This window comes from Nitritalea sp. (assembly GCF_054166705.1).
The window spans coordinates 1-25,394 of sequence record NZ_JBSZCV010000011.1 but is presented as its reverse complement, the minus strand read 5'-3'; the positions used below and the strand labels follow the sequence as shown (position 1 = coordinate 25,394).

Annotated in this window: 17 protein-coding genes; 6 read left to right on the top strand and 11 right to left on the bottom strand. The window is 48.6% G+C overall.

Annotated elements, in window-relative coordinates; all coding sequences use genetic code 11:
* Positions 1-137: 137 nt before the first annotated feature.
* The 8 genes from odhB to bshC form a co-directional block, all read right to left on the bottom strand.
* Positions 138-1,718, bottom strand: coding sequence for a 2-oxoglutarate dehydrogenase complex dihydrolipoyllysine-residue succinyltransferase (gene odhB / locus ACXIT9_RS08860; RefSeq protein ID WP_458055876.1), 1,581 nt, complete (start codon positions 1,716-1,718; stop codon positions 138-140).
* Between the two features lie 113 nt (positions 1,719-1,831).
* Positions 1,832-4,636, bottom strand: a complete 2,805-nt coding sequence (locus tag ACXIT9_RS08855) for a 2-oxoglutarate dehydrogenase E1 component (RefSeq protein WP_458055875.1) — start codon at positions 4,634-4,636, stop codon at positions 1,832-1,834.
* Between the two features lie 437 nt (positions 4,637-5,073).
* Positions 5,074-6,021, bottom strand: coding sequence for a hypothetical protein (locus ACXIT9_RS08850; RefSeq protein ID WP_458055874.1), 948 nt, complete (start codon positions 6,019-6,021; stop codon positions 5,074-5,076).
* Positions 6,022-6,039: 18 nt separating this feature from the next.
* Entirely contained in the window at positions 6,040-7,686 is a 1,647-nt protein-coding gene (locus ACXIT9_RS08845; protein WP_458055873.1) for a SusD/RagB family nutrient-binding outer membrane lipoprotein, read from the bottom strand.
* A gap of 16 nt (positions 7,687-7,702) precedes the next feature.
* Complete coding sequence (locus ACXIT9_RS08840) at positions 7,703-10,936, bottom strand: SusC/RagA family TonB-linked outer membrane protein (RefSeq protein ID WP_458055872.1); 3,234 nt, start codon at positions 10,934-10,936, stop codon at positions 7,703-7,705.
* Between the two features lie 548 nt (positions 10,937-11,484).
* Positions 11,485-11,964: a hypothetical protein gene (locus tag ACXIT9_RS08835; RefSeq protein WP_458055871.1), complete on the bottom strand. Its 480-nt coding sequence runs from the start codon at positions 11,962-11,964 to the stop codon at positions 11,485-11,487.
* Positions 11,965-12,015: 51 nt separating this feature from the next.
* The gene (locus ACXIT9_RS08830) at positions 12,016-12,606 is read right to left on the bottom strand and encodes a 5-formyltetrahydrofolate cyclo-ligase (RefSeq protein ID WP_458055870.1); all 591 of its coding nucleotides are present in this window, start codon (positions 12,604-12,606) and stop codon (positions 12,016-12,018) included.
* Entirely contained in the window at positions 12,596-14,176 is a 1,581-nt protein-coding gene (gene bshC, locus ACXIT9_RS08825; protein ID WP_458055869.1) for a bacillithiol biosynthesis cysteine-adding enzyme BshC, read from the bottom strand. Before bshC ends, ACXIT9_RS08830 begins: the two co-directional genes overlap by 11 nt.
* A gap of 171 nt (positions 14,177-14,347) precedes the next feature.
* Here bshC and ACXIT9_RS08820 point away from each other — a divergent pair, with 171 nt between their 5' ends.
* The 5 genes from ACXIT9_RS08820 (at position 14,348) to mnmD (ending at position 19,438) form a co-directional block, all read left to right on the top strand.
* On the top strand, positions 14,348-16,537 hold the full coding sequence (locus tag ACXIT9_RS08820) for a heavy metal translocating P-type ATPase (protein ID WP_458055868.1): 2,190 nt from the start codon (positions 14,348-14,350) through the stop codon (positions 16,535-16,537).
* 6 nt (positions 16,538-16,543) lie between these two features.
* Positions 16,544-16,753 carry a heavy-metal-associated domain-containing protein gene (locus tag ACXIT9_RS08815; RefSeq protein WP_458055867.1) on the top strand — a complete coding sequence of 70 codons (210 nt, stop codon included), beginning with the start codon at positions 16,544-16,546 and terminating at the stop codon, positions 16,751-16,753.
* A 215-nt stretch (positions 16,754-16,968) separates the two neighbouring features.
* Entirely contained in the window at positions 16,969-18,210 is a 1,242-nt protein-coding gene (locus ACXIT9_RS08810; RefSeq protein WP_458055866.1) for a M16 family metallopeptidase, read from the top strand.
* A gap of 6 nt (positions 18,211-18,216) precedes the next feature.
* Positions 18,217-18,708 (top strand): 2-C-methyl-D-erythritol 2,4-cyclodiphosphate synthase, encoded by a 492-nt coding sequence (gene ispF, locus ACXIT9_RS08805; RefSeq protein ID WP_458055865.1) that lies wholly within the window; start codon positions 18,217-18,219, stop codon positions 18,706-18,708.
* A gap of 7 nt (positions 18,709-18,715) precedes the next feature.
* Positions 18,716-19,438 (top strand): tRNA (5-methylaminomethyl-2-thiouridine)(34)-methyltransferase MnmD, encoded by a 723-nt coding sequence (gene mnmD, locus ACXIT9_RS08800; protein ID WP_458055864.1) that lies wholly within the window; start codon positions 18,716-18,718, stop codon positions 19,436-19,438.
* A 198-nt stretch (positions 19,439-19,636) separates the two neighbouring features.
* On the opposite strand, the gene ACXIT9_RS08795 is transcribed toward mnmD, so the two are convergent.
* Positions 19,637-21,550 carry an OmpA family protein gene (locus ACXIT9_RS08795; protein WP_458055899.1) on the bottom strand — a complete coding sequence of 638 codons (1,914 nt, stop codon included), beginning with the start codon at positions 21,548-21,550 and terminating at the stop codon, positions 19,637-19,639.
* Between the two features lie 61 nt (positions 21,551-21,611).
* A complete protein-coding gene (locus ACXIT9_RS08790) occupies positions 21,612-22,103 on the bottom strand; it encodes a hypothetical protein (RefSeq protein WP_458055863.1) in 492 nt (163 codons plus the stop codon).
* Positions 22,104-22,323: 220 nt separating this feature from the next.
* Between ACXIT9_RS08790 and ACXIT9_RS08785 the strand changes: the two genes are divergently transcribed.
* On the top strand, positions 22,324-23,037 hold the full coding sequence (locus tag ACXIT9_RS08785) for a hypothetical protein (protein WP_458055862.1): 714 nt from the start codon (positions 22,324-22,326) through the stop codon (positions 23,035-23,037).
* Positions 23,038-23,126: 89 nt separating this feature from the next.
* Here the strand turns inward: ACXIT9_RS08785 and ACXIT9_RS08780 are convergent.
* A partial coding sequence (locus tag ACXIT9_RS08780) for a hypothetical protein (RefSeq protein ID WP_458055861.1) occupies positions 23,127-25,394 on the bottom strand: 2,268 nt, incomplete at its 5' end.

Here is a 25,394-nt window from a genome sequence, read left to right as displayed (position 1 = left end):
GAATATGTTTTAAGATAAATAAGCGCGTCAGCGCAGTAAAAGCGACTTTTTCGCCTAAGCCCTCCCCGTCGCTAGGGAACCGAAAAAAAGGGGAGTGCCTCCATCAGAGACAGCCCCCTCCTCACAAACCCACCTCTTTAGACACCAAAAAGGAGTCTGGTTGGATCTTCCAGCAGCTGTTTCACACGCACCAAGAAGCTGACAGACTCTCTGCCATCAATGATACGGTGATCATAGGACAGCGCTAAATACATCATCGGACGAACGACCACCTGGCCATTTTCCACCACTGCCCGCTCCACGATATTATGCATACCTAGTATAGCAGACTGCGGCGCATTAATGATCGGCGTAGACATCATCGAACCGAAAATACCGCCATTCGTGATCGTGAAAGTCCCTCCGGTCATCTCCTCGATCGTCAATTTATTATCACGCGCGCGCGTAGCTAGACGCACCACTTCTTTTTCGATCTCATCGAAGCTCATCGACTCCGCATTTCGAATCACCGGGACCACAAGCCCTTTTGGCGCCGATACCGCGATCGAAACATCGCAGAAGTCATGGAAAATCATTTCATTTCCGTCGATCTGCGCATTTACCGCCGGCCACTCCTGAAGCGCCACACAAACCGCCTTCGTGAAGAAAGACATAAAGCCCAAGTTCACGCCATGCTTTTCTTTAAATTGCTCCTTGTATTTTTTACGGATGTCCATGATCGGCCCCATGTTCACCTCATTAAAGGTCGTCAGCATGGCCGTCTCATTTTTCACCGCCACTAAGCGACGGGAAACCGTGCGGCGTAGCGAAGACATTTTTTCCCGCTTGGAGTCACGGCTGAGGCCTGCAGAAGCCTTTGGCGCGGCCGTTTGCTCCGCGGCAGGCTTCGCTGCCTCCTGCTTCGGCGCAGCGGCAGCAGCCGGTTTCGGTGCCTCCACCTTCGCTTGAAGCGCATCTTCCTTCGTAATACGACCATCCTTGCCCGTCCCTTTTACCTGGGCAGGGTCGATGCCCTTTTCCTGTAAAATTTTCGCCGCCGCAGGAGAAGCATGACCTGTCGCATACGTTTCCGAACCAGAAGAAGCCGCAGCATCCGCCTTAGGAGCATCAGAAGCGCTGCCAGCAGTCTCCGCAGGAGCCCCACCAGAAGTCACTTCTATCTTACAGATCAAGCCACCGATTTCGATCGTATCCCCCTCTTGCGCCACATGGCGCAAAATCCCGCTCGCCTCCGCAGGAAGCTCAAAGGTCGCCTTATCCGAGTCCACCTCTGCGATGATCTCATCCAGCTCCACATAGTCGCCATCCTCCTTCAACCAAGTCGCCAGGGATACCTCCGTGATGGATTCCCCCACCGTCGGCACCACCATTTCCTTCACCTCGCCAGTGGCTTTCGCCTCAGAAGAAGCCCCAGAGTCACTGGAAGATGGCTCCTCTGACCCTTTTTCACTAGACGCCATCGGTGCAGCACCATCGCCGGACCCTTCCGTGTCGATGACACAAATAACCGCACCGATTTCCAAGGTATCTCCCTCAGCTGCTTTTGTTTGGAGCACGCCAGCCGCTTCCGCAGTCAGCTCGAATGTCGCCTTATCCGACTCCAACTCACATATTACTTCGTCCATCTCCACGTAGTCGCCGTCTTGCTTAAACCACTGCCCGATGGTGACTTCAGAGATCGATTCTCCTACTGTAGGAACTTTAATTTCTAGGCTCATTGTATCTGTATGTTTTGAATTCCCTCCCCACCTACAGAAGGGGGGAAGGTGAATTTACGGATTTAATTTTAGATTAGGCCTGCCGGCCAAAGATTAGTGCGCCAAAAAAGCGCTTAGCTGATTTTAAGTGCTTTATGGACAATTGCCTCCTGCTCCTGTACATGGACTTTCATGTAACCCGTTGCAGGAGATGCACTCGGTTTCCGAGCGATGACCTCCATCGGCATATCACGGAAGGTGAGCCTCAAAATATAGTTCCAGTAGCCCATGTTTTCCGGCTCTTCCTGAACCCAAACCACCTCAGCATCCCCATAGCTGGCCAGGGCCTCTTGAATTTGCTTCTTCGGGAAGGGGTGCAGCTGCTCCACACGAAGGATGGCCACATCTTTTACCTTCTCCTTCTCACGGGCCTCATCCAAGTCATAGAAAATCTTTCCAGAACATAGCACTACGCGCTTGACCTCTGCGGCTTCCACCTTATCATCTAAAATGATTTCGCGGAACTTGCCCTTCGTAAAGTCTTCGATCGGAGACATCACCTTCGGATGACGCAATAAGGATTTAGGAGACATCACGATACAAGGCTTTCTAAATTCCCATGTCAACTGACGACGCAGCATGTGGAAGAAGTTAGCCGGCTCCGTGATATTTGCCACCACCATATTGTTTTCCGCCGACAGCTGCAAGAAGCGCTCCGGACGGGCATTCGAATGCTCGGGGCCTTGTCCTTCGTAACCATGAGGCAGGAGCATGACGATGCCATTCATCTTCTGCCACTTCGACTCACCAGAAGAAATAAACTGATCGATCATCGTCTGGGCACCGTTCGCAAAATCTCCGAACTGCGCCTCCCAGATACTCAGGGAATTTGGATTCGCCATGGCATAGCCATATTCAAAACCCAGTACCGCATACTCCGAAAGCAGGGAGTTGTAAATATGAAACTGCCCCTTGCTGTCTGCTAGCTCCTTTAAGAAGTTATAGGGCTTGTTCGAGGTAGCATCATGCACCACTGCATGGCGATGCGAGAAGGTTCCGCGCTGGCAGTCTTGCCCCGTAATACGCACAGTTTTACCTTCTAACAGTAACGAACCATACGCGAGCAGCTCCGCCGCCGCCCAGTTGAGCGACTTAGCCTTATAAAACATCTCTTTTCGCTGCTTGAGCTGCGCATCGATTTGCTTGATTGGCTTAAATCCTTTCGGCACCTCCGTCAGTGCAGCCGCCACCTTTTCGATGGCCTCCTCCGTAATAGCTGTCTCCGGTGAAGACTCGAAATCCTCCGCCTTCGAAAAACGTAAAGACTGCCACTCCTGCTCGAACTTGGTAAACTGATACGGAAGTGGCTTCTCTTTTACCATGTTTAAGCGATCCTGAAGCAGCTGACGAAATTCCTTATCCATCTGCTTTGCGATCTTAGCATCGATATCTCCACGCTCCGTCAAGCGCTTTACGTAAATCTCACGCGGGTTCGGATGCTTCGAAATGATATTATAAAGTCCAGGCTGCGTAAATTTCGGCTCATCCGACTCATTATGTCCGTGACGACGGTAGCAAACCATATCGATGAAGATATCGCGCGAGAATTTCTGACGGAATTCGGCTGCCAGCTTCGCTGCAAAAACCACCGCCTCAGCATTATCCCCATTCACGTGGATAACAGGCGCATCGATAATCTTCGCCACATCGGTACAATAAATCGACGAACGTGCATCATCGAAGTCAGTGGTAAAGCCCACCTGATTGTTGATCACAAAATGTACCGTACCCCCTGTATTATAGCCTTTTAGATCCGCCATTTGTGTCACCTCGTAGACGATACCCTGTCCCGCCACCGCAGCATCGCCATGGATGAGGATAGGAAGTGCTTTTTTGCTATCTCCCTTATGCTGAGAGTCGATTTTCGCACGAATAAAGCCCTCCACCACAGGGTTTACTGCCTCTAAGTGAGAAGGGTTCGGCGCTAGCTTTAAGTTGACTTTCTTCTCCTCCGGCGTGATGATGTCGCTGGAATAGCCCATATGATACTTCACATCGCCATCTCCCATCGTAAGATCCGGCTTAGCCGTACCCTCGAACTCCGAAAAAATTTGCTCATAGGTCTTGCCCATGATATTAGAGAGCACGTTCAGACGACCGCGGTGCGCCATCCCGATCATCACTTCCTCCACGCCTAATTCAGCACCCTTATTGATAAGGGCATCTAAAAACGGAATCGTGGACTCTCCCCCCTCTAAGGAAAAACGCTTCTGACCGAGGTATTTCGTATGTAAAAAGTTCTCGAAAACGACGGCTTGGTTCAACTTCGACAGGATACGCTTTTTTTCCTCCACCGTAGGGTTGAAGGCGAGCGCTTCTTTCTCAATTTTGGTTTTCAACCAGTCCAGCATTTCCGGGTCTCGGATATACAGGTACTCGAATCCCATGGGGCCTTCGTAGATCGTCTTTAGAGCGTCTACGATCTTTTCCAGCGTACTTTCTCCGATGCCGATCTCATTGCCCGCTTGAAAAACAGTTTTCAGGTCACTTTGGCCTAGGCCAAAATCCTCCAAGTCGATCAGGGCACGGCGATCTTTACGCTCCCGAACGGGATTGGTCTTCGAGCGCAGGTGAGCACGTGAGCGATACGCGTGAATAAGTGCACGCACCTTAATTTCTTTTGGCAGCTGCTCCATATCCATAATGGTCCCTTTAGTGGCTAGGGCACCATTTGCAGGAGGAGGAGTTGCCGTCGAGCCATTAGAGGCCGAAGCAGCAGGGCGCTCTTCTTCGTCTCCATAACGTTCGATGGCAAAGTCAAAGCCGTCGAAAAAGCTTTTCCAGCTTGGGTCTATTGAAGTGGGGTCGGATTTGTACGCTTCATAGAGTTGATCTATGTAGTTTACATGAGCATTAGCGATGTACGAATGTTTATCCATGGTTATTATTTTTCTTGCTCCAAAGATACATGAGTCTAAAATCATAGAAAAACCGCTTAAACGAATATGCAAATATGTTTGCTTATCAGGAATATAGTCTACTTTATTCCCTCTTTCTCTATCGCAGGAATCGATAAAAAAATAAAAGATACTTTTTAGAATTATCCCCAAAGGAAATTTGGTAGTGGTCACTACATCGCTTTACACGTTCAATAAAAAACAAAAGCTAACTACATTAATTTACCAAAAAAAAGATTTTATCTTTAAAAAAAATAGGGGAAAATTCGAGTGATTCGGTCGCGTATGGTGTCAACATATCGATTTAATGGTTAACAGACCTGAAAAAATCGGCAAGAGCCACGTCTCCTACACAAAAAAAGGTGTCTGAAACAGACACCTATTTTTTATGTATGAAGAAAGTTTACTGATTAGATCTACTATCTTAAGTTGTCCGGGAAAGGAACCCCTGGATTCGCAAATAAAGTTACGGTACCTGTTTCCCCGTAGGTATTTACCCATACGAAAGTGATTTCTTCCGTACTCGTAGCGATTACCTCCATGGAATAGCTATCCCCGTATTTATCCGTTCCAGATAAGGAAAGCACACCACATGCATCAGATAGTCGCACATCGCCATCTCCCCAGGTATCGCCTATACAAGCCCAGTAGCCAAAGGTACCGTCAGAAACGCTATAAGAGAAACCATCAGCACGCGCAGATAGCGTAACCGTTCCCTCCTGAGGACCCTCACAGGCACCTAAAGGACCTCTAGCGCCCTCATTGATATAAGCATATTCGCCAGCTAAATCAGAGGGACAAATAACGGACACATTATACAAGAAGGGGGACGCATAAAAGAAACCGCCTGCCACATCCGCACTTCGATTATCTGCCGAAAACACCCGTCCTGAGGTAGTCGTGAGCACTAAACGGAACTCAAAAGTATCACCCGCTTCTACATCAGCTACAGTAAGGCCTGCTGCCTGTATAGCATCGACTGCATCTATAGAAAAGGTCGTTCTCAGGAAACGGCTTTCTGTATTTGGCGTAAAATCAGAGGCATCTAAAGTGATCACTAAGTTATCTCCGGAGGCTGGGGTAAATTCCAAACCTACACCTGGGATAAGTCTTCTGTGACGTACTCTAATTTCCACGGTGGACACGGTACCTCCATCTTCGATATCTACCGCTTCCAGTGTTAGCGCAAAACGAGAGTTTTCCAAATTAAAGAAGTCAAACGAATCGCTAATTCTAGAAATCGTTCTTAAATAAGTTCCTGTATCAAATTCCGCATAGGGAATACGCGGCTCTACGAAGTCCGTACAAGACGCTAATGCAAGCACCATGAGGAGCATCAAGCGGACAGAATTTTTTATGAATTTCATATTCGTTTCAGTTTAATGTTAATAAACCCAGTCGTTACCTTCAGGATTTGTGTCCCAGAATACGCGCTGACGCTGATTATCCTTCTGCTGTGCACGATTATTCGTCACGATGAAGTTATTTGGATAAAAGAAAGAGCGAGGGAAGTCCCCAAAATTCGCTAGTAAGCCCGGCTGCATGTTGTCCGGCTGGCCCGTTCTTCTGTAGAGATTGTAAGCCTCTACTCCATTACCATAGAGAGACAACCAATATTCTCTCGCGATCAAATTCATCTTACGACCCGAAGGAGCGGCATCCCATTCAGCTAAAACAAAGGTTACATAATTTTCCACATTCGAGGTCCATACGGCATCAGGACGGAAGGCTTGAATTACTCCTCCCTCAGCACTAGAGAGACCAAACTCTCGAACATAGGCCATATGTTTACGGATGGCACTTTCTAAAAGCATTTTTGGATCTCCTGTAGTCCCGATCGTTTGGGCTGCCTCTGCCAACATAAAGTCGAGGAAAGAAGCTAACATGATCGGCTGAATTCCAGCCCCTCCATTTCCTAATGTAGGACTATCTACCGGTGAGGCAGAATCGTCATCAAATCGCCCACCTGCTGGATAAAGCCCATAGACACTTTGATCGAAATTATCAGGTGGAATCCCTTCTGCGTTCAGGTGATCACGACCCCAATAGCCGCGACCATCGATCATATTGGGTAAACAAAACGGCCAGCCTCCAGCTAAATAGTGTGAAGGAGCGATCTCTGAAATACAGCGCAACTTATCCGGGTCAGTTGGATTTTCGTTTACTTGTCTGTAGATGTAAAAGCGTGCTCTTGGATCGGTAAATCCTTTAGCTTCTGTCAAATGAAACATGTACCAAGTAGACTGATAATCTCCACCCCCCTGACCATACTGGCTGTAGCGAGGATGACGAGAGTCTGGATTCGTCTGAGAAGTACCATAACGGAACACAAAGTCATCTCCCTCAGCAAGCAACTCACCTGTGGCGATTAAGCGATTAATCTCCGTACGTGCTCCATTAGGATCAACTAATTTGCGATTCAAATGATACCTAACCTCTAGCGTATTTAATAGTTTCAACCACTTCGCACGGCTATTGCCATAGAAAAAGTCCGTCGGAACAAAGGCCGAACTCTGCCCGAAAGCCTCTCTAGCCTGCTGAATCGCCGTTAAGGAGGCTGCATACACCTGCTCTCCTGGATCCACTAAAGGGTTGAAGATAGCCGGATTCAGCGCCTCACTGAAAGGAACTTCATCGAAATGATCCACTAAATGCATCAAAACGAGCGCTTTAATCGTACGTGCAATTCCCAAGTGCTGTGGAATAGGATTACGCTCATTTAAATCTTCCAGAAACTGAATATCATTTAAGATATTCGCATAGGAGTTCGTCCATAGCCCATTAAAGGTCACAGGAACATAGGCTTGCTCATACAAGTTGTTCGGCTGACTCATAATTCGAGTCAGACGCATACCGAAGGTACTTGCTGTATTAAATAAAGCAGCGTAATCAGTTTGAATTCGGTTTAGCACAAAGCTTGGATTTGCCGTCTCATTTGTCACGGCATTTGGATCATCCAAAAGATCCAATTCACAAGAGCTCACAAAAAACACACTGAGCGCTAGGAATATACTATATAATTTCCTTTTCATAATGCTACGTTTTCAGTTAGAAGGTTAAGGTTAAAGTACCACCAAATCTTCTGGAACTAGGACCGGTCACGAAGTCAAAACCTAAACCGTTCCCTACACCAAGACCTAATACATCCGTATCAAAATTCATGTTCGGAGGGAAGTTGAGTGCTCTAAACCATAAATTAGTTCCACTAATCGCTACCGAAGCACGCTTAAATGGAGTCTTCGTGATCAAATAGGGAGGAATGTCATACCCTAATGAAATCTCACGTAAACGGATGGTACTACCATCAAAAATATTAGCCTCATCCGCACCCGTATGATACTGGTTGAAGAAATAGTTCGAAGCAGTCACCTGAATATCATTCGGCCTGCCATCCTGAGTAACACCCGGTAGGATAAAGGTTAACTCTCTGTCTACAACCGGGTCCTTGGTCACACCACGTGCTAAGGTCGCCGTCACCGTGTTAGAGAAAATGGCTCCTTTGTGACGGTACTCCATCATGACATTTAAGCTGAAACCCTTATAGCGGAAAGTGTTAATCCAAGAACCTGTCCATGCAGGGTTAGGATCACCTAACTCCACAGGCTCAGCAGCCGTCTGATAGTCCCCATTCGGTAACACTATCGGCTGGCCTGTCTGCTCATCACGAGCAAAACCCGTCCCTCTAATGATATTAAAAGGTCTTCCTGGAATCGCGAAATTACCCAAGTCGGTAAAGCCTGCTATCAATACCTCATCCAAATCACTTCCTAAGTCCATCGTGATCGTCCGATATAAGCCGAAGTTCACAATAGACTCCCAGGAAAATCCGGAAGGACGAATAACCGGTGTAGCGGTAGCCTGAAACTCAATCCCTCTATTTCGAATTCTACCCACGTTAATCACCGTAGAAGTAAAACCTGTAGCTGGATCGATTGGCGTCTGCGTGATTAAGTCACGCGTATTCTTCTGATAAAGCGACAGATCGAAACGAATACGGTTATTAAACATCTCTGCTTCCACACCGAACTCTACCTCTTCGTGAAGCTCTGGCCGCAAATTAGGATTACCTAAAACAGTGTTTACAGTGTGCGTTTGGAAAATAGAACCATCACGCTCGAAAGCACGTGCATTCTGATTCAAAATGTTACGCGTTCTGTAAGGACTAGGAAAACCTGCTGAAGTTCCATAGCCTAAACGTACTTTCATCGAATTTAATGTAGCTGAATTCCAGCCAAATGCATCTGTAGGAATAAAAGATACAGAGGTACCTGGATATAAAATCCTTCTGTTCTCAGGCTCTACCGTAGACGTCCAATCGTTACGTGCCGAGATGTTCAAGAACAAATAATCATTGTAATCTAATGTGAAAGCGGCATAAACCCCCATTCTACGCTCTTCCTGCGTAAAATTAAGGTCACCAGCACCTAACGGATCGATGTTCGCATTCACCTCAAAATTAGAGTGTCTAAACAGTCCGAATGCCAACTGATTATTGGAAGCTAAACCAAATTGAGAATAGCTATCATAACGCGTATTCCCACCGATCAAAGCCGATAAACCTACCTTATCTGAAATACGCTTGTTCCAATTGATAATTAAGTCTTGGTTCCAAATGGTGTTGGTAATCGCCACTGAACGATAATAACCTTGACGGGTAATTAAATCTACACCCGTTCCACCACCGCGATTATACATCGCCTCCTGCTCTTCTGTATACGTATCCAAGCCTAATCGATAGGTCACAGAAAAATCATCCGAGATATCATAGTTTAATGAAGTCGAATTGAAGAATCGGTTTACTACAGACGTATTCCGGAAATTTTTTGCCGCCCATAATGGATTCACAATATCGTTACCCGAACGAAAAAACACAGAACTACCATCAACCGGGTTCTCAAAAGGCAATCCCGCCAAATCCACAGAACGCGGAGTGTATAGTACGTTGGCAAAAATAGAAGGAACACCACCAGAAGGACCTGAACCAAAAGCCGCATTTACAGGAGGGGATTCTAAATCTGTACGGTTAAACGTAAAAGAAGAGTTCACCGTTAGCTTATCCGTAATCGCCGAATTTACCCCCAAACCAAAGTTAAATTTATTTAACTGGTTACCAGGAGTAAAACCCTCATCCGATGTATACCCGAAAGACGCATTAAAGCCCGTTCGGTCTGAAGAGCCTGATAGCTGAATCGAAGTATTCGATACTAATCCCGTTCTGAAAAAAGCTGTACTCACATCCTCATAGGCACGGAAATCATAAGGAATAGCGCCATGAGGATTAGTAGGACTAACTAACGAAGGGTCTCTGAACTCTGGAAAAGCATTACGAATAGCCGCCACGCCAGAAGCACCGATAGGATGGTTAATGGTTAACCCCATATCCATACGCGGCCCAAAATTGGAAAAGAAAAACCCAGGTTGCTGCTGGAAACCATTTCCGTAAATTTGACCAAAAGTAGGAAGCGAAGCCGCAGTGTTTGTGAAAACAGACTGATTTACAGTAACCTCAGCAGGTCTACGCTTAGATGCTCCTGACTTAGTGGTAATTAAAATCACCCCATTTCTACCTTGATCCCCATAAAGAACCGTCGCCGAAAGCCCCTTTAGGACATTGACATTTTCGATATTGTTCGGATCGATATCTAAAAAACGTGAGGAAGTAGTCGCCCCTCCACGATTAAACTCCGTCTGTGCATTCGTGCCCGTATTAAAAGGAACACCATCCACCACGAATAAAGGCTGGTTTGAACCTGTAGCAGAAGAGTAACCACGTATAACGATATTCGTGCCCGATCCAGACATTCCGTTTGTAGCCGTAATGTTTACACCCGCTACTTTGCCTTGTAAAACACGCGACACATCCGCCTCCGGACGATTCTGAATTAACTCATCCCCCACAGTAGTCACCGCGTAACCCAGCGCCTTCTTCTCGCGCTGAATACCGATTGCAGTTACCACCACTTCAGAAAGCTGTGCCGCATCAGTAGAAAGCGTAACATTAATCGTAGATCTATTGCCTATGTTTTCCTCGACTGACTTAAGGCCTATAAAGGAAAAAATTAAGGTGTTAGAACCATCAGGTACAGATAGAGAGTACATCCCATCTAAATCAGTGGTCGTACCCACTGTCGTACCCTTCACTAGAACGGATGCTCCTGGCAAACCCAGTCCGTCCTCGTCAGAAATTACCTGCCCGGTAATTACCCGTTGTTGCGCATAAACACGTTGACATAGCGATGCCAGCGTGAAAAGCGCTACTACAAAGAGTAAAGCTTTTCTCATAAGGTATTTAGTTTAGTTGATATGTAAAGGAAATTTATTTTCTCCTTTTTTCAAAATCAGCAAAGATTCTATCAATTGGACTACTTTTCGCTAACTTTTTACAATTAGTTAAACAACTAAAGTACATCCCTTCATATCTGACTAAACTATTTTTATATAATACAACTTTTGAGATTAAGGTATAGACATATATCTCCAACTAATCGATTAGATTAATACCAAATAATATTCCGAAATAGCCTTTCACTTCATGCGCACAGCACTTCTTGCACTATAAAATCTCTTAAAAATCAGAATAAAAACATAAATTTTAGGGCTTTTAAAAAATTTTATGTAAATGTTAAAAAAATTTAACACTCGCTGAAAAAACAGGTGTCATTTCCTAAATATCAACAAAACCGAACCAGCACTACTAATTTACTAACGAAACCCCTACTTAATAGAATTTCCTGCAAAACCCTGCCCAAAAACACACACAAAAACATTTGACCCCATAAAAAAAGCGATCACTGTATAGCGCCGCTTATAAAATCTAATTTGGATAGCCCCTAAAACGTAAAACGCAAAGAAAGCGCCAGCTCATCTCCTCGCCAACCCTGATAGCCCGCGATCGCAAAGGCTGGCTTCCAATCTATACTCAAGTTGATCGGCGCATTATCAAACTTGTAATCCAAGCCGATAATCAAATCTAAACCAAATATGGTGTAGCTCCGATCATCACGCGCCCAGCGAGGACGAGAGCGAGAATTCCAAGTACCTAAATGGGCTCCCCCTCCGTAAAACCAGCGTAAGCCTGGAGCTCCTCCGATGGGGTTATGGATCTCATACAGACCCGTCAGTAATAATCCCCCCCAACGGCTATACAACAAACCCTCAATCGCCGCATCCTGACTGACAAAATGCTTCACCGTCAATCCATTCCCGCCACCGAGTCGTAAACCCGCCGCAGTAGAATATCCCTGAGCAGAGGCCTGCCCTACCCCGAAAAGGCCGAGAACAGCCAACACAAGTAAAAATCGCTTATACATTTTATAAATAGTTAAGAGTAAAACACGTATGGATTAGCTACAAGCAATACCCTAAAAATGATGCCAAACCACTTGATCTCCCGCCGTATTTACCGCACAAAGCGCCGTAAGCGCCACATCATGCCCTTCCGCTTCGAAACACTCCGGCTGGGAAAAATAACTTAAGCCGATCGCGTAAACACCTGAAGAACAGCGCTTCAATAGCCTGTCGTACACCCCCTTGCCATAGCCTATGCGATAGCCACGCGCATTATACGCCAAAAGCGGCACCAGCACCAACTCCAGAACCTCCTCCGAAACGGGCTCCCCCACAGCAGGAACTGGAATCCCCCATGCATCTTCCTCTAAAGACGCCAAATCCAACAGAGGAACTGTGAACACGTCCTCCCCCACCATTCGTGAGGTATACACTTGAAAACCAGCGGATAGCAATTTTTCCACAAGCGGAAATGTGTCCACTTCCTGAAGCCGCTGGATAGGCAGAAATACATGCACATGCTGCACACCCAGCTTTTGGACGTAGTCCAAAACTGCCGCGCAAAGGTGCACGTCCGCCACCGCCCTCCAGTCCGCCGACAAGCCTCTCCGAAGTTCCCGATACCGCGCACGCAGCTGCTGCTTACTTGAAAACTCAGAAGCCATCTGGTCTTAGGATAACAAAGGAAAAATCAAGCGGGTCGAAATGCGCATACAAGTCCCGAATAAAATGGGCGTTTTCAAGGTAAAACCCCTGAATATTCTGCACCCGCTCCTGTGGGCTACCACCAGGAAAAGCATGCGCACGCACCGCTTCCATCCGTTTTAGCTGCACGGAAAGATCCCGCTCGGCAGCCTTGCGCAACTTATCCCCCATGTGTGCCAGCTGCCCGCGCATCCGTTTACGAAGTGCTTCAGTAGCCGGCTCTAAGGTCTTATCGATGGCCTCTGCCAGCTGCTCCACACCGTCCAGCGCCACATCCAGTTGTTTTTGCGCTTCGCGCAAAGTAAAATCATAAGGGCTGTTCGCTGCAACAAACTCCTTTTTCCAAAGAGAAAAGGGCCTGAAAAGCGCCTCCCAAGGCTGCCCTAAGCCGGACCACTGCCGTGCGGCCGGAACATCCAGCACGAGCGCGAAATTCCGTGGCATCACGATGGGGAAAGGACAAGCCACCTGTTCGAAAACGGCCTTGAGCTGCAGCCAGTACACCACCTCAGCAGGGCCGCCCAGGTAGGCGATATTCGGCAAAATCCACTCCTGATAGAGGGGACGCAAGACCACATTCGGACTAAACCGCTCCGGATGTGCTGCCAATTCCTCCGCTAAGGCTTCCCGCGAAAAGCGAATTTCAGTACCCACAACGTGAAAGAATCTGCCATTCTCTACAGCTTCCAGCCGAGCACGCAAGCCCTCACGCATGTAAAAGGAATTGATCGGCCGCGGATAAATTTGCCCCCCGAAGCCCAGTGCCTCCAGTGCCTCCGTTTGGGAGCGCGCAGCTGTGTATAACTGATCCGAAAACAGGTCCTGCTCGACCACCGGCCGAAAACTGGCCTTCAAGGCAGCATCATCTGCATCTAAAATGAATAGCCCTTCCTCCGCGAATAAACGATGCACGGAACGAAAAACCGCTTCTGCTAAGGTTTTGCTCTCGGCATAGGTGTCTCGGAAATCGGCATGCAAAAAGGGTAGCTGCTGCAGGTAATTCTGGAAGCTGGCATCCAAATGAAAACGCCCCACAGGCCCTGACTGCTCCGTCTCCCAGCGGTAGGCCTTTCCATCTAAGGTAAAGAAATTTATTTCCTCGAAATCATGGTCTTCAGAAGCCATCCAGTAGACAGGCAGAAAACGATAGCCCGGAAAAGCCTCCTGTAGCCGTCGTGCCAGCTGCACGGTGCTGACGATCTTATAAATAAAGTAAAGCGGACCCGTAAATAGGTTTAGCTGATGTCCCGTAGTCACCGTAAAGGTCTTCGGGTCCTTCAGCTGCTCCAGAACCGCTTCACGCTCGGGATCCAAGAGCCCGTATTCGGCATAGCGTGCCCGCATCCGCTCAGCGAGCAGCACTCGGGACGCTGGTGGAAAAGCCTCCTTGTGGGCAATTTGATTTTTAAACCCCTCTATATCAGGAAATTCACTGTAAAAAGATTCCAGCTCGGACTGTCTACTGAGGTAGGCTAGAAACAAGGGAGAAAACTGCCCGGTACAGGCGGGGTCTACCGTCGATTTTTGCATAAGCGATGCGATTCTGTGTAGCTACATGAATAGGAACTGGCCACCTCGATGGAAAGTTCTGATAAGGCGCGATTTTACAGGACAGGCGCTGTCCGGATATAAAACACTTCAAAAATAGTATAAAGCATCTGCCCTGCCAAAGATTACCTTTGTTACTCTTAAACGCATCCCATGAAAAAAGAACTTCCCGTAGCAGGTCTCAGCTGTGCCGCTTGTGCCGTGGCCGTAGAACAGACGCTTGAAAAAGCTCCTGGCGTTAAGGCGGTGCGCGTGAACTTCGCCAATCATAGCGCCCTACTGGAGTGGGACGAATCGACCACCGACATCACCCGCCTTCAGGAAACCGTCCGTAAGAGTGGCTATGAACTGCTCGCAGAGACGCCCAGCCCGGAGGAAAATGCCAGCGATCAGCAGGCCCAGTATGCCGCCATCAAGCAGAAAACACGCTTTGCCGGGCTACTGGCCGCTCCCGTCTTTGTGCTCGGCATGTTTTTTATGGATTTGCCTTACGGCAATTTGCTACAGTGGGCCCTGACCACGCCTATTTTACTGGTCTTCGGCAGGCAGTTTTATACCCATGCCTGGAAATTAGCCCGCATCGGCAAGGCCAACATGGACACGCTCGTGGCGCTGAGCACTGGAATCGCCTACCTGTACAGCACCTTCACCACCTTTTTTCCTGCGCTTCTCCTCTCCAGGGGACTAGAGGCGCACGTGTACTTTGAGGCGGCAGCCGTCATCCTCTTTTTTATCCTGCTGGGAAAAACCCTCGAGCTCCGCGCAAAAGCCGGTACCAGTGAAGCCCTGCGCCAACTTATGCAGCTGCAGCCCCGCGAGGTTCAGGTGCAGCGGCCCGATGGAAGTTTGGAACTGGTACCTGTAGAAACGGTCGCCGTCGGCACTCCCTTTCGGGTAAAACCTGGCGAGAAAATCCCACTAGACGGCGAAATCCTCTCCGGAGAAAGCTATGTAGAAGAAAGCATGCTCACAGGAGAGCCCCTGCCTGTGGCCAAAGCAAGTGGGCAGACGGTCTTCGCGGGGACGCTAAACCAAAGTGGCAACCTGCTCATCCGCACCACGAAAACGGATGCAGGCTCTACGTTGGCGCAAATTATCGCCCGTGTGCGCGAAGCACAGGCCTCGAAAGCACCCATCCAGCATCTGGTGGACCGCATTTCAAGCGTTTTCGTGCCTGTGGTGCTGGTAATCGGGCTGCTGACCCTGCTGGTCTGGGGCTTCAGCGGTGTGGAAGACGCTTGGTTGCGCGGCATGCTGGCCCTGATTACAGTCTGGGTGATCGCGTGTCCTTGTGCGCTGGGTTTGGCTACCCCTACGGCCATCATGGCGGCTATGGGCAAAGGAGCCGCACAAGGCATCTTGATCAAGCAAGCAGAAACCTTGGAAAAAGGAAGCCGCATTCGCCACATTGTCTTCGACAAAACAGGCACCCTGACGCTGGGTAAGCCAGCCCTAAAAGCGCTGATCCCTGCCCCTGGCCGCTGGACGGAGGAAAGCAAGGCGGCCCTTTTCGCCCTGGAACAGCTAAGTGAGCACCCACTGGGTAGTGCCATCGTGGAAGGCCTGGCAGTAGCACAGCCTCCAGCAGAGGTGCAGGATTTTCGCAGCCATACGGGAAAGGGAATTTCCGGACGTGTGGAGGACAAGCAGTATCTCATCGGCAAGCGTCAGTGGCTAGAAGGCCACGCCATTCCACTCCCGCAGGACTGGATATCGCGTGCAGATGAGGAAGCAGCGCAGGGGAATATTGTGGTTTTTGCGGCTTGCGAACAGCAGCCGCTGGCCCTCCTGGTTCTCCATGACCCCTTAAAAGAGGGGGCTGCCGATGCCCTGGGGCGCTTATCGCGCAAAGGATACCGCTTACACCTGCTCACAGGAGACCAAGAAAAAACAGCTCAGGCTATCGCTCGCCAGCTTGGCATTCAGGAAGTGGCAGCCGAGCGCGTGCCCCAAGAAAAAGGCGCCTACATCCAAGCCCTTCAGCAGGGAGGTGCGCAGGTGGCCATGATCGGAGATGGCATTAATGACAGTGAAGCCCTCAGCCATGCAGACCTCAGCATCGCCATGGGTTCGGGCACAGCGATAGCCATGGAGGTGGCCGAGGTGACATTCATGCGCCAAGATCTCAGCCTGATCGAAAAAACCTTCGCCCTCACGGAGAAAAGCGTGCGCATCATTCGTCAAAACTTGTTTTGGGCCTTCATTTACAACAGCCTCGGCATCCCCATCGCGGCGGGGATCTTATACCCGGCCTTCGGCTTTCTGCTGAACCCTATGTTGGCAGGAGCTGCCATGGCCCTCTCCTCCGTCTCTGTAGTAATGAATAGTTTACGTTTAAAATAAAAAGATATGGACAACTTAAAATTCAAAACCAATGTCAAGTGTGGTGCCTGCGTGGCCGCCATTCGCCCCGCTTTAGATGGCCTTCCGGTTCGCTGGGAGGTAGACTTGCAGCATCCCGATCGTATCCTTAGCGTCTCCGGTACAGCCGATGCAGCTACCATCGTGCACGCGCTCAAGCAGGTGGGCTACCAAGCCGAGTCGATCCACCAGGGCTAAGCCTAACGCCAGCTTCCAGTGCCCGCTGGAGCGGCTGTCTGCAGCTATGCGTGGCACTACACTTATGGGGCTGGCGGCTACCGACGGGCTTTACGCGTCAAAAAGCAGCTAAATCCAACAGCCGAGTAGCAAGGTGCGAAACTTTCTATCTCGGCTGTTGTTGCTATACAGGCTCTATTTATAAATTATTTAGTAGCTTTGTTTAAACTACCCCCATGATCGACTACCACCGTTTTACTTTAGAAAATGGGCTGGATGTGCTCGTCCACGAAGACCACAGCAGCAAAATCGCCGTGGTCAACCTGCTTTATAAGGTAGGCTCACGAAACGAACGCCTCGGAAAAACCGGATTGGCGCATTATTTCGAGCACCTGATGTTTGGCGGCAGCCAACATATCCCCTATTTCGATACAGAAGTGGAGCGTGCAGGCGGCTCTTGTAATGCCTTCACCTCTCCAGACCTGACGAATTATTACATCACCCTGCCCGCAGTCAATTTAGAAACAGCTTTTTGGTTGGAATCGGACCGCATGTACTTTCTGCGCCTAGGCGAAAAAAGTATCGAAACCCAGCGTAAAGTTGTGGTCGAGGAGTTCAAGCAGCGCTACTTAAACCAACCCTATGGGGATGCCATGCACCATCTTCGCGACGAGGCCTACCAGCAGCATGCTTATAAGTGGCCGACGATCGGCGCTCAGGTAGCGGATATCGAAGGCTATACACGCGAGGATGTGGCCCACTTCTATGCCATGCACTATCGGCCGGATAATGCCATTCTGGTGGTGGCCGGCGGTGTCAGCGTGGACGAGGTGCGTAGGCTGGCGGAAAAATGGTTCGACCGCAAGGCAGAGACTCCTTTCATGCCGCAGGTGCCCCTTCCCGAGGCCAGCTGGTTTGGGAAAAAGACCAAAACCGTTTTTGCAGATGTCCCCACCGATGCCCTCTATAAGGCCTACCGAATCGCGGAGCGCAAGTCCACGGACTACTTAAAGGCGGACTTGCTGAGTGATATGTTGGCCTTCGGCAAATCTTCCCTTTTAGAGCAGCAGCTGGTCAAGAAGGGGAAGCATTTCGCCTCCATCAGTGCCTATGTCACGGGGAGCATCGACCCAGGGCTTTTGATTTTCAGCGGCAAGATGGAGGACGGAGTCAGTGCGGAGGAAGGCGAGCAGGCGCTAGATGCCTGTCTATCCGACTTTTTGGCGCAGCCAATCGCTCCAGAATACCTACAAAAAATCAAAAACCAGGCGGAAGCCATGCAGACCTATGAAGAGATTCAGCTGATCAATAGAGCCATGCGACTGGCGATGAATACCTTTATGGGTGATCCCGACTTTAGTCAGCACGAGTACGCACGTAAAATGGAGCTAACCGCAGAGGATGTGGCGCAGTATGGCCGGGAGCTTCTGGCCCAGGACAGTTCCGTAAGTATATATTATAAGAAACAAAACGCTTAATACTAGATGAATGCACCCCAGTTTCGCACAGGCTTTGGCTACGATGTGCATCAGTTACAGGCCGGATATGAGTTTTGGCTCGGTGGGATCAAGTTAGATTATGCCCTAGGAGCGGTAGGTCACTCGGATGCCGATGTGCTGATCCATGTCATTTGCGATGCACTTTTAGGCGCGGCGAATATGCGCGATATCGGCTATCACTTTTCAGATCAAGACCCAGCCTACAAGGGCATCGACAGCAAAATTTTATTAAAACGCGTGATGGAGCTTATTCGAGGGGCGGGCTATGCGCTCGGCAACTTAGACAGTACCATCTGCTTGCAAGCCTTTAAGGTGAACCCACATATTCCGGCGATGAAGGCCTGCTTAGCCGAGGTGATGGCAGTGGAGGAGGATCAAATTTCGATCAAGGCCACGACCACGGAGCGCCTGGGCTTCGTAGGTAGATCGGAAGGCATCTCTGCCTACTGCACGGTATTGCTTTATAAAAACAACTAAATCGGGTATGGAAGAGCGGGAACATGAGGAAAACCCACAGGAACGTGTAAAAATTATCGAAACCGAGGACGGTTCGCACTCCCTTTATGTGCCTGAGCTGAAGGAAAGTTATCATTCTTTTCATGGGGCCTATCGGGAATCCGTGCACGTCTACATGTTGTATGGCCTCGAAACATGGGCCATGCGCCATCCACAGACCTATCCCATCCGCATTTTTGAGTTGGGATTTGGTACTGGGCTAAACGCCTGGCTGACCTTAGTCTGGGCGGAGCAGCATAAAATCCCTATCTTGTACCACACGATCGAGCCCTTTCCCTTAGAGGAATCGGTTTTTATGGCTTTGAACTATGCACAGATCGACCCCAGCATCAGCCATTATGCACCCTACTTCGAGGCCCTCCACCGGGCGCCCTGGAATGAAGGCGTGGTGGTAAGCGAGTTCTTTAACATGAAAAAGGAAAAGTCTACCCTGCAAGAGGTGCAGCTTTACCCAGCAGATGTAGTCTTTTATGATGCCTTTGCGCCGAGTAAGCAGCCAGAGCTTTGGGACTTAGACGTCTTAGAGAAAGTCGTGGACAGCATGAACTTTGGCGCCCTGCTGACGACATACTGTGCCCAGGGAGCCTTTAAGCGAAGCTTGTCTGCCTTACATCTACAGGTAGAAAGTCCGAAGGGCCCTCCGGGCAAAAAAGAGATGACGCGCGCCTGGAAGCAGATCGTGTCTAGCTAGGCCTGAGGCCGAGGGGATGCCTCTCTATCAAAATTAACCTGTAGGGTCCTGACCCCTTTTACTCAAAAAAATGAAATCCTAGCAGGCAGTCCATTACATAAAACTCCCCGAAAGCAGAAGAGCTATCGGGGAATTTTATTTTAAATTAAAAGGCTTCAGGCCCATTTCGGATCCAGGATAGACCCCTGACGGTCCCTCCTACTCTTGGATCGCAATGACCTTAAACTCGGTACGTCGGTTGACCTGATGCTCTTCCTCCGTACGTGCATTTTGAATGAGCAACTGGCGTTTTCCATAACCTTTCGCCACGAGACGCTCGCGCTCGATACCTTGAGAGGCGATATAGGCCACGGCTGATTCAGCCCGTCGCTGTGAGAGATCATCGTTATACGAATCAGAAGCACGATCATCCGTATGTGAGCTCAGCTCGATGCGAATCGCAGGATTATCCTTCAGTATCTGAACTAATTTATCTAGTTCTTCCGCAGCATCCGGTCGAATTTCTGCTCGGTCCAGGTCATAGTAAATATTTTCCAAAACGATAGCTCGGTCTAGTTCTAATTTTTCTAGGACAATCATCGTATCCAGCGTTACTGTCGTCACATCTTGGATGAGGGTCTCTGGATCAGGCGTTTTCCCTACCGTACTGAAAGGCACACTTTTCGAGAAGTAGCCACCTTTAGAAGCCATCAGCGTAAAGTCTGCACCCGGCGTCAATGTAAAGCGGAGCGTGCCGCGCTCAGAGCTGAAGTCCCCATCTTCCATTTTATTATCAGGGCCATATAGCACCACGCGCGTGTTTGGTAACACCTGCTCGGTACCATCTGGAAGTCTTTCCTTGGTAGCCACATTTAGGCGGACATTAATCACCTTAGGGGTCGGGGTGTTATCTCGGAAGATGTAAATATCATCATCGCCCTTTCCACCTTCGCGATCCGAAGAAAAGAAACCCTCCGTCGGATACTTCGTAAAGAAAAGGGCAAAATCATCGGCGGAAGAGTTCATGTTGTCCCCTAGGTTCTTCACCATCCAGCCTCCTTCTTCTTTTGGCTCCGCCACAAAAAGGTCTAGCTTCCCAAAGCCCGGATGGCCATCTGAGGAGAAGTAAATTTTCCCATCGGGGCTTATGCGCGGAAACAACTCATTCCCACTGGTATTAATCTCTGGGCCTAAGTTTACCGCATTTCCAAAATCTCCATTCGCCAGGCGGGTCGCTTTATACAAGTCGATGCCACCGAAGCCACCGGGTCGATTCGAAGCAAAATACAGCGTATTTCCATCTGGGCTGAAAGCAGGCGTACTGTTCCACCAGAATTCGTCCTCATTAACGGGCATCCAAATAGGCTGCGTAAAGCCCCCTCCTCTAAAATACGAAGCGAAGAGTGCCGTTTCAGGCAGATCTTTCGACGAAGTGCTGTTCGCACGCGCATAGATAATCGTATTCCCGTCTGGACTAATGGCAATACTGGCTTGGTCTAAGCCTTCCTCATTTCGGAACTCCGGAAGTGCCTGAATATTATTCACATCCACCCGTAACCCCTCGGCACGAGCACGAAATAATTTCGTATAGGGCCGACCTACGGCAGGGTAGATTGAGGAAGACTGACGTGAGCTGGTGAAGTAAAAATGTCCTTCACTAACCAAGGGGGCATAATCGGGTCCCGCTGTATTTAACGCTTCAAAATTTTCAATTTCTACGAATTCCCAGTAATTGGTGATCGCCGCTACAGCTTTCAGGTTGGTGATGCGCTCCGTGGCCGCCTTGATATTATTATCGTTTAAGGTCATGGACTTCGCCTTTTCGAAGGCTTCGATGGCCTCCTCACGACGTCCGAGCGCCTGTAAGCCCTGTGCATAGCGGTAATAGTTCTCGAAGGTCTCTTCCTGCTCGATGAGTTTTTCGTAGTAAGGTACTGCCTTTTCTACTCGATTCGACAGCCGGTAGGCCTCCGCCACTTTCAGGTTCGCATCCTTATCTTCTGGATTAGTTTCGAGGATCTTACTGTACGCATCGATCGCATACTGATACTCCCCGGAAGCATAATATTTATCGGCCTTCTGCTGCAGCGAGCCACAGGCAAAACCACCCATAAGGAGTAGGAGTAGCGCCATTCGCGCTAAAGTCACAGTATAAGGTTTCATATGCCCTTCTAAATACACGCTGTTAACAGGTTTAATTAGGAAAATATCGCTTCAGCCAGCTCTCTGCTGCCGGTTGCAACCAAGACTGCTCGAGCTCTCTTTTATGAGTAACTGTCGGATTCAAGATAAAAGAATGTCTCTGAATTCGCTCCTGAGCTACTGCTTCTTTTACTTCCGCTAAGGGCAGCACCTCCACTTCTTTCTCGGATTTAACGTAGCTGACCTTTCCTTTGTTTAGGAGGTCCAGGCCGAAGCGCGCTTCGATTTCACGCAGCACCGCCACCGAGCTATCGATGGAACAGCCGCTCACCTGTCCAGCCTGTTCTTCAGCAGCTAATAGAATCACCTGCCCGTAGCGGATCTGAAAGCTGGTAGACATGGGCGTCCCATGGGTATTCCAGTTCTGGCAGAAAGCATGCAGGCGTGCTTCGATTTCGCTTTGCTCCTCCGGAGCAAAAGGCCTCGAAGCTTCATACACCCAGATACGGGCTTCATCAGAAAGGGTATCAAATGGAATAAACATGTTATGTACGACTTTAATAAACGAATATACGGGAAGGATTATTTCCTTCCAAAAGGATAACTTTCTTCTGCCGCTTTTGGCTCCCGAAAGGGCGAAAAAATATTTTTTATTCCCTTAGCGTGAGAAATATACGAGAAAGGATAGCGAAAAGCGAGGAAAAATCGTTTATATCGTGTAGTGAATATGCGACAGGCGCAGAATCGCCCGAAAATAGCTTGATATGGCCTTACTTCCTTCATTTTCTTTTTGGCTGCGCACATGTGTGCTAGCGGCCTTGCTGCTAGCGCTGGCCCTAGGCACTTCCTGTAACCGGGATGAGGAAAGTCCTGCCGCTGGGCGGGATGAAGAAATCGTCTTTTTAAACGATAGCACCAACTTTCGGATTCAGCATGCCCGCGCTTTTGATTATGGGCCTTTTTTCAACTTTTATTCGATGGACTTTGTACTGAGCGATCAAGCACTTACAGCTCCTGGCGAAGACGAAATCGGTGGTGATTTTTCCTTACCTTTCGGAGCTTCTGCCGTGCTGATCGAGCTCCTAGTGCGTGCGGAAAGATTTGAAAACGGTCTCTACACCTTCACCCCCATTTCCGAGGTCGGAGGCAGTGGGGTCGACCGTTTCTTTGAATTTGCCGAGATCGGTTTCGTGTTAGACCAAGAGACGGGAAATTTCGAGCAGTTTATCGAGGCTAGTGGTGGGGAAGTCGAAGTAAGCTATAATGAAGAAAGTGAACAGCTGACCATTCGCGCCGAACTGCTTTTTGCCCAGCAGCCTCCGATCCGTTTTCGCTTTTCGGGTGCGGCTCCGCTAACCGTGGTGCGCAGTCCAGCGAGCCCTGGCGTCCGACAGCATTTTTCCTGGGAGGATTTTCCTGCCTACCGGCAAAGCAAGGGCAAAGGGCTGTACCGTTTTTCAACTAAAAAGCAACGCTAGCCTTTTTTATGCTAATGAAGCAATTTTCGTTTCTTCTATCCCATTTATGGCTTTGCATCGAGCCTAACCCACGACCCGAGAGCGATATTTTAAAATCGGTATTCTACTTCCAGCTTAACGAAACGGCTAAATACCCGTTCATTTTCTATTTCAAAAAACACGGGCAGGGCCTGCTGTCTAACAAATTCCCTATTGTTAAGTAGGTTATATCCTATCAATCGAAAACTCCACTTTTTGTCTGTTGTGGAGATAAAAAACTGACCGCCGATATCAGTAAAAGTACCTTCAGCCCCTGTAAGGAACCAAACTCTTCTCAGGTAAGGCCCTAAGGTCCAGCTGCCCTTAGAAGGCACGTATTTCAGGTTGGCAAAGGTAGAAAACATGGTTTGATCCGTGGTCTGCGGGCTGAGCTCCGACCGTAGATCCAGCCGTGAAAACTTATTGTCGAAGTCAAAAGCTACTTTTGATTTGGCGGGCGTAAACTTAACATTAAGCTCGCTGGCATAGTAGTTGAAATCGATGAAAAAGTTGTCCTCCACAGAAAGGGCATTCTCCTCTCTGTTGATGAAGAAACTATTCACATGTGTAAGCAGCATGCGGTCCTTTAACAGGGGGCGTTCAAGCTGCAGCTCCGTAAGGAAATAGGAAGAGGCTAGCTGATCGTAAACTTTTTGTACCACCGGGGTAGCATCTAGACGAATGAAATTTCCATTAAACGCTCTGCCAGCTAAAGCAGCCAACATAGCCTGAGCACCGATTAGCGGGACTGGAAAGGATACATCAAACTCAGCGACCTCTTGGATTTGGGGCTCCATCACCCGCTGAGCAGGAATCCCCACACTACGAAACCCTAAAAGATCATGCCCCCCGATCACTTTCTTCAAGGGAAACATTTCAAAGCTTCGCTGGTAACTCACGCTAAAATCAAGGAGGTCGCCTGTGAAATCTAGCATAGTATATACTTCAAATGCCCCGCTATCGCCAGCTAGATTGGAAGAATCGGGCAGTTGATAAAACGCATACCCTAGTTTATTTGTAAAGTTTAACGAACGACTAAAGCGGTACTGGTGGCGCAGGTATGGGCGGAAAACCTGATAACTGAGGGTAGTAGGTGCTAGGTTAAAGAAGGAGTTAGGAAGTAGCTGGGCACCACTAGACGGGTCTCCATCGAAAGCCTGTTTGCTCATCTGCAGCTCCTGTCGCTTAAACTCCATACCTCCTGTTAAATTCCCGTAGTTAAGTCGTCGGTAAAGCCCGAGAGAGCCGACAAAAAACCTGTCGCGCAGTGCTACTTCTTGCACGAAATCTGTTTGTTCTGTCGGTGTTTGAAACCCCTGCGCTTGCCGAAGCAGCAGGTCATTATGCTGGGATCGAAACGAATGGTCACCCGTAATGGAGGCAACGCCCATTTTGGCAGATAAAGCCCATTTTTTAGGTACCAAAAAGTACTCCAAGCGACTCGTACTATAAAATTCTGATTGACGCGTGTCAGCGCTAAAACTGTAGTCATGATCCGTAATCGCCTCTAAAGCAGCTGTTTGGTTGACTGCATCTTCAAAAACAACGTTCACATCTGAAACAAATTTGATTCGTTCCGTATCATACCGATATTCCACTTTGTTTTTGCTGGTTAAGAAATCTGAGCGATTTCGCAGTTGTAAGGAAGAAGTAGGCTGCTCGTCAAAGAAAACCTGTTGAAGTTCCCTCGCATTTTCATTTATGCCTCTTGCATTGTAGCTGCCGATAAAAACTGAACTTTTATCAGAAAGCTCTATTTTAGAGGTTACTCCGCCAATAGTCCTTTCTTTACGAATAAAATCCTTGAATCCGTAAAGTTGCTGCTGAAAGCCACTCCCTGATTTAAAGTCTTGAAAATCGGCTGGGAGGACCGTCAGCTGTGCTAGCGCTTCATTTCCTATATTCCTCACACTCATAAGCGAAATTTCCTCATTACCGAATTGATCATGCTCCAGAAAGGCATGAAAAGAAACTTGGTCACCTACGAGCATATTATTACTAAAAAACCCAGGCTCCAGCTGGTCTTGTACACCAAGTGTCCCTCTAAGCTTACCGAAAATTTTATTGGTATATTCGTCTTTTAGTGTAATATCGAGCACCATAAAATCACTCGTATCCAATAGAGAATTCTTGATTTTATCGGATTGCTCCCGCTTTCGAATTTCTACCTGTGCTATTTGTTCAGCACTCAGCGTTCTTGTGATAAGGGCAGCTCCAGCATTCGACGTTTCCCGTCCGTTGATAAGCACCTTTTGGATCATGCGTCCATTGTATTCCAACTCCCCCCCTGCTTGCACCTTAAAGCCAGGAATTCGCTTGAGAATATCCTCCAAATTTTG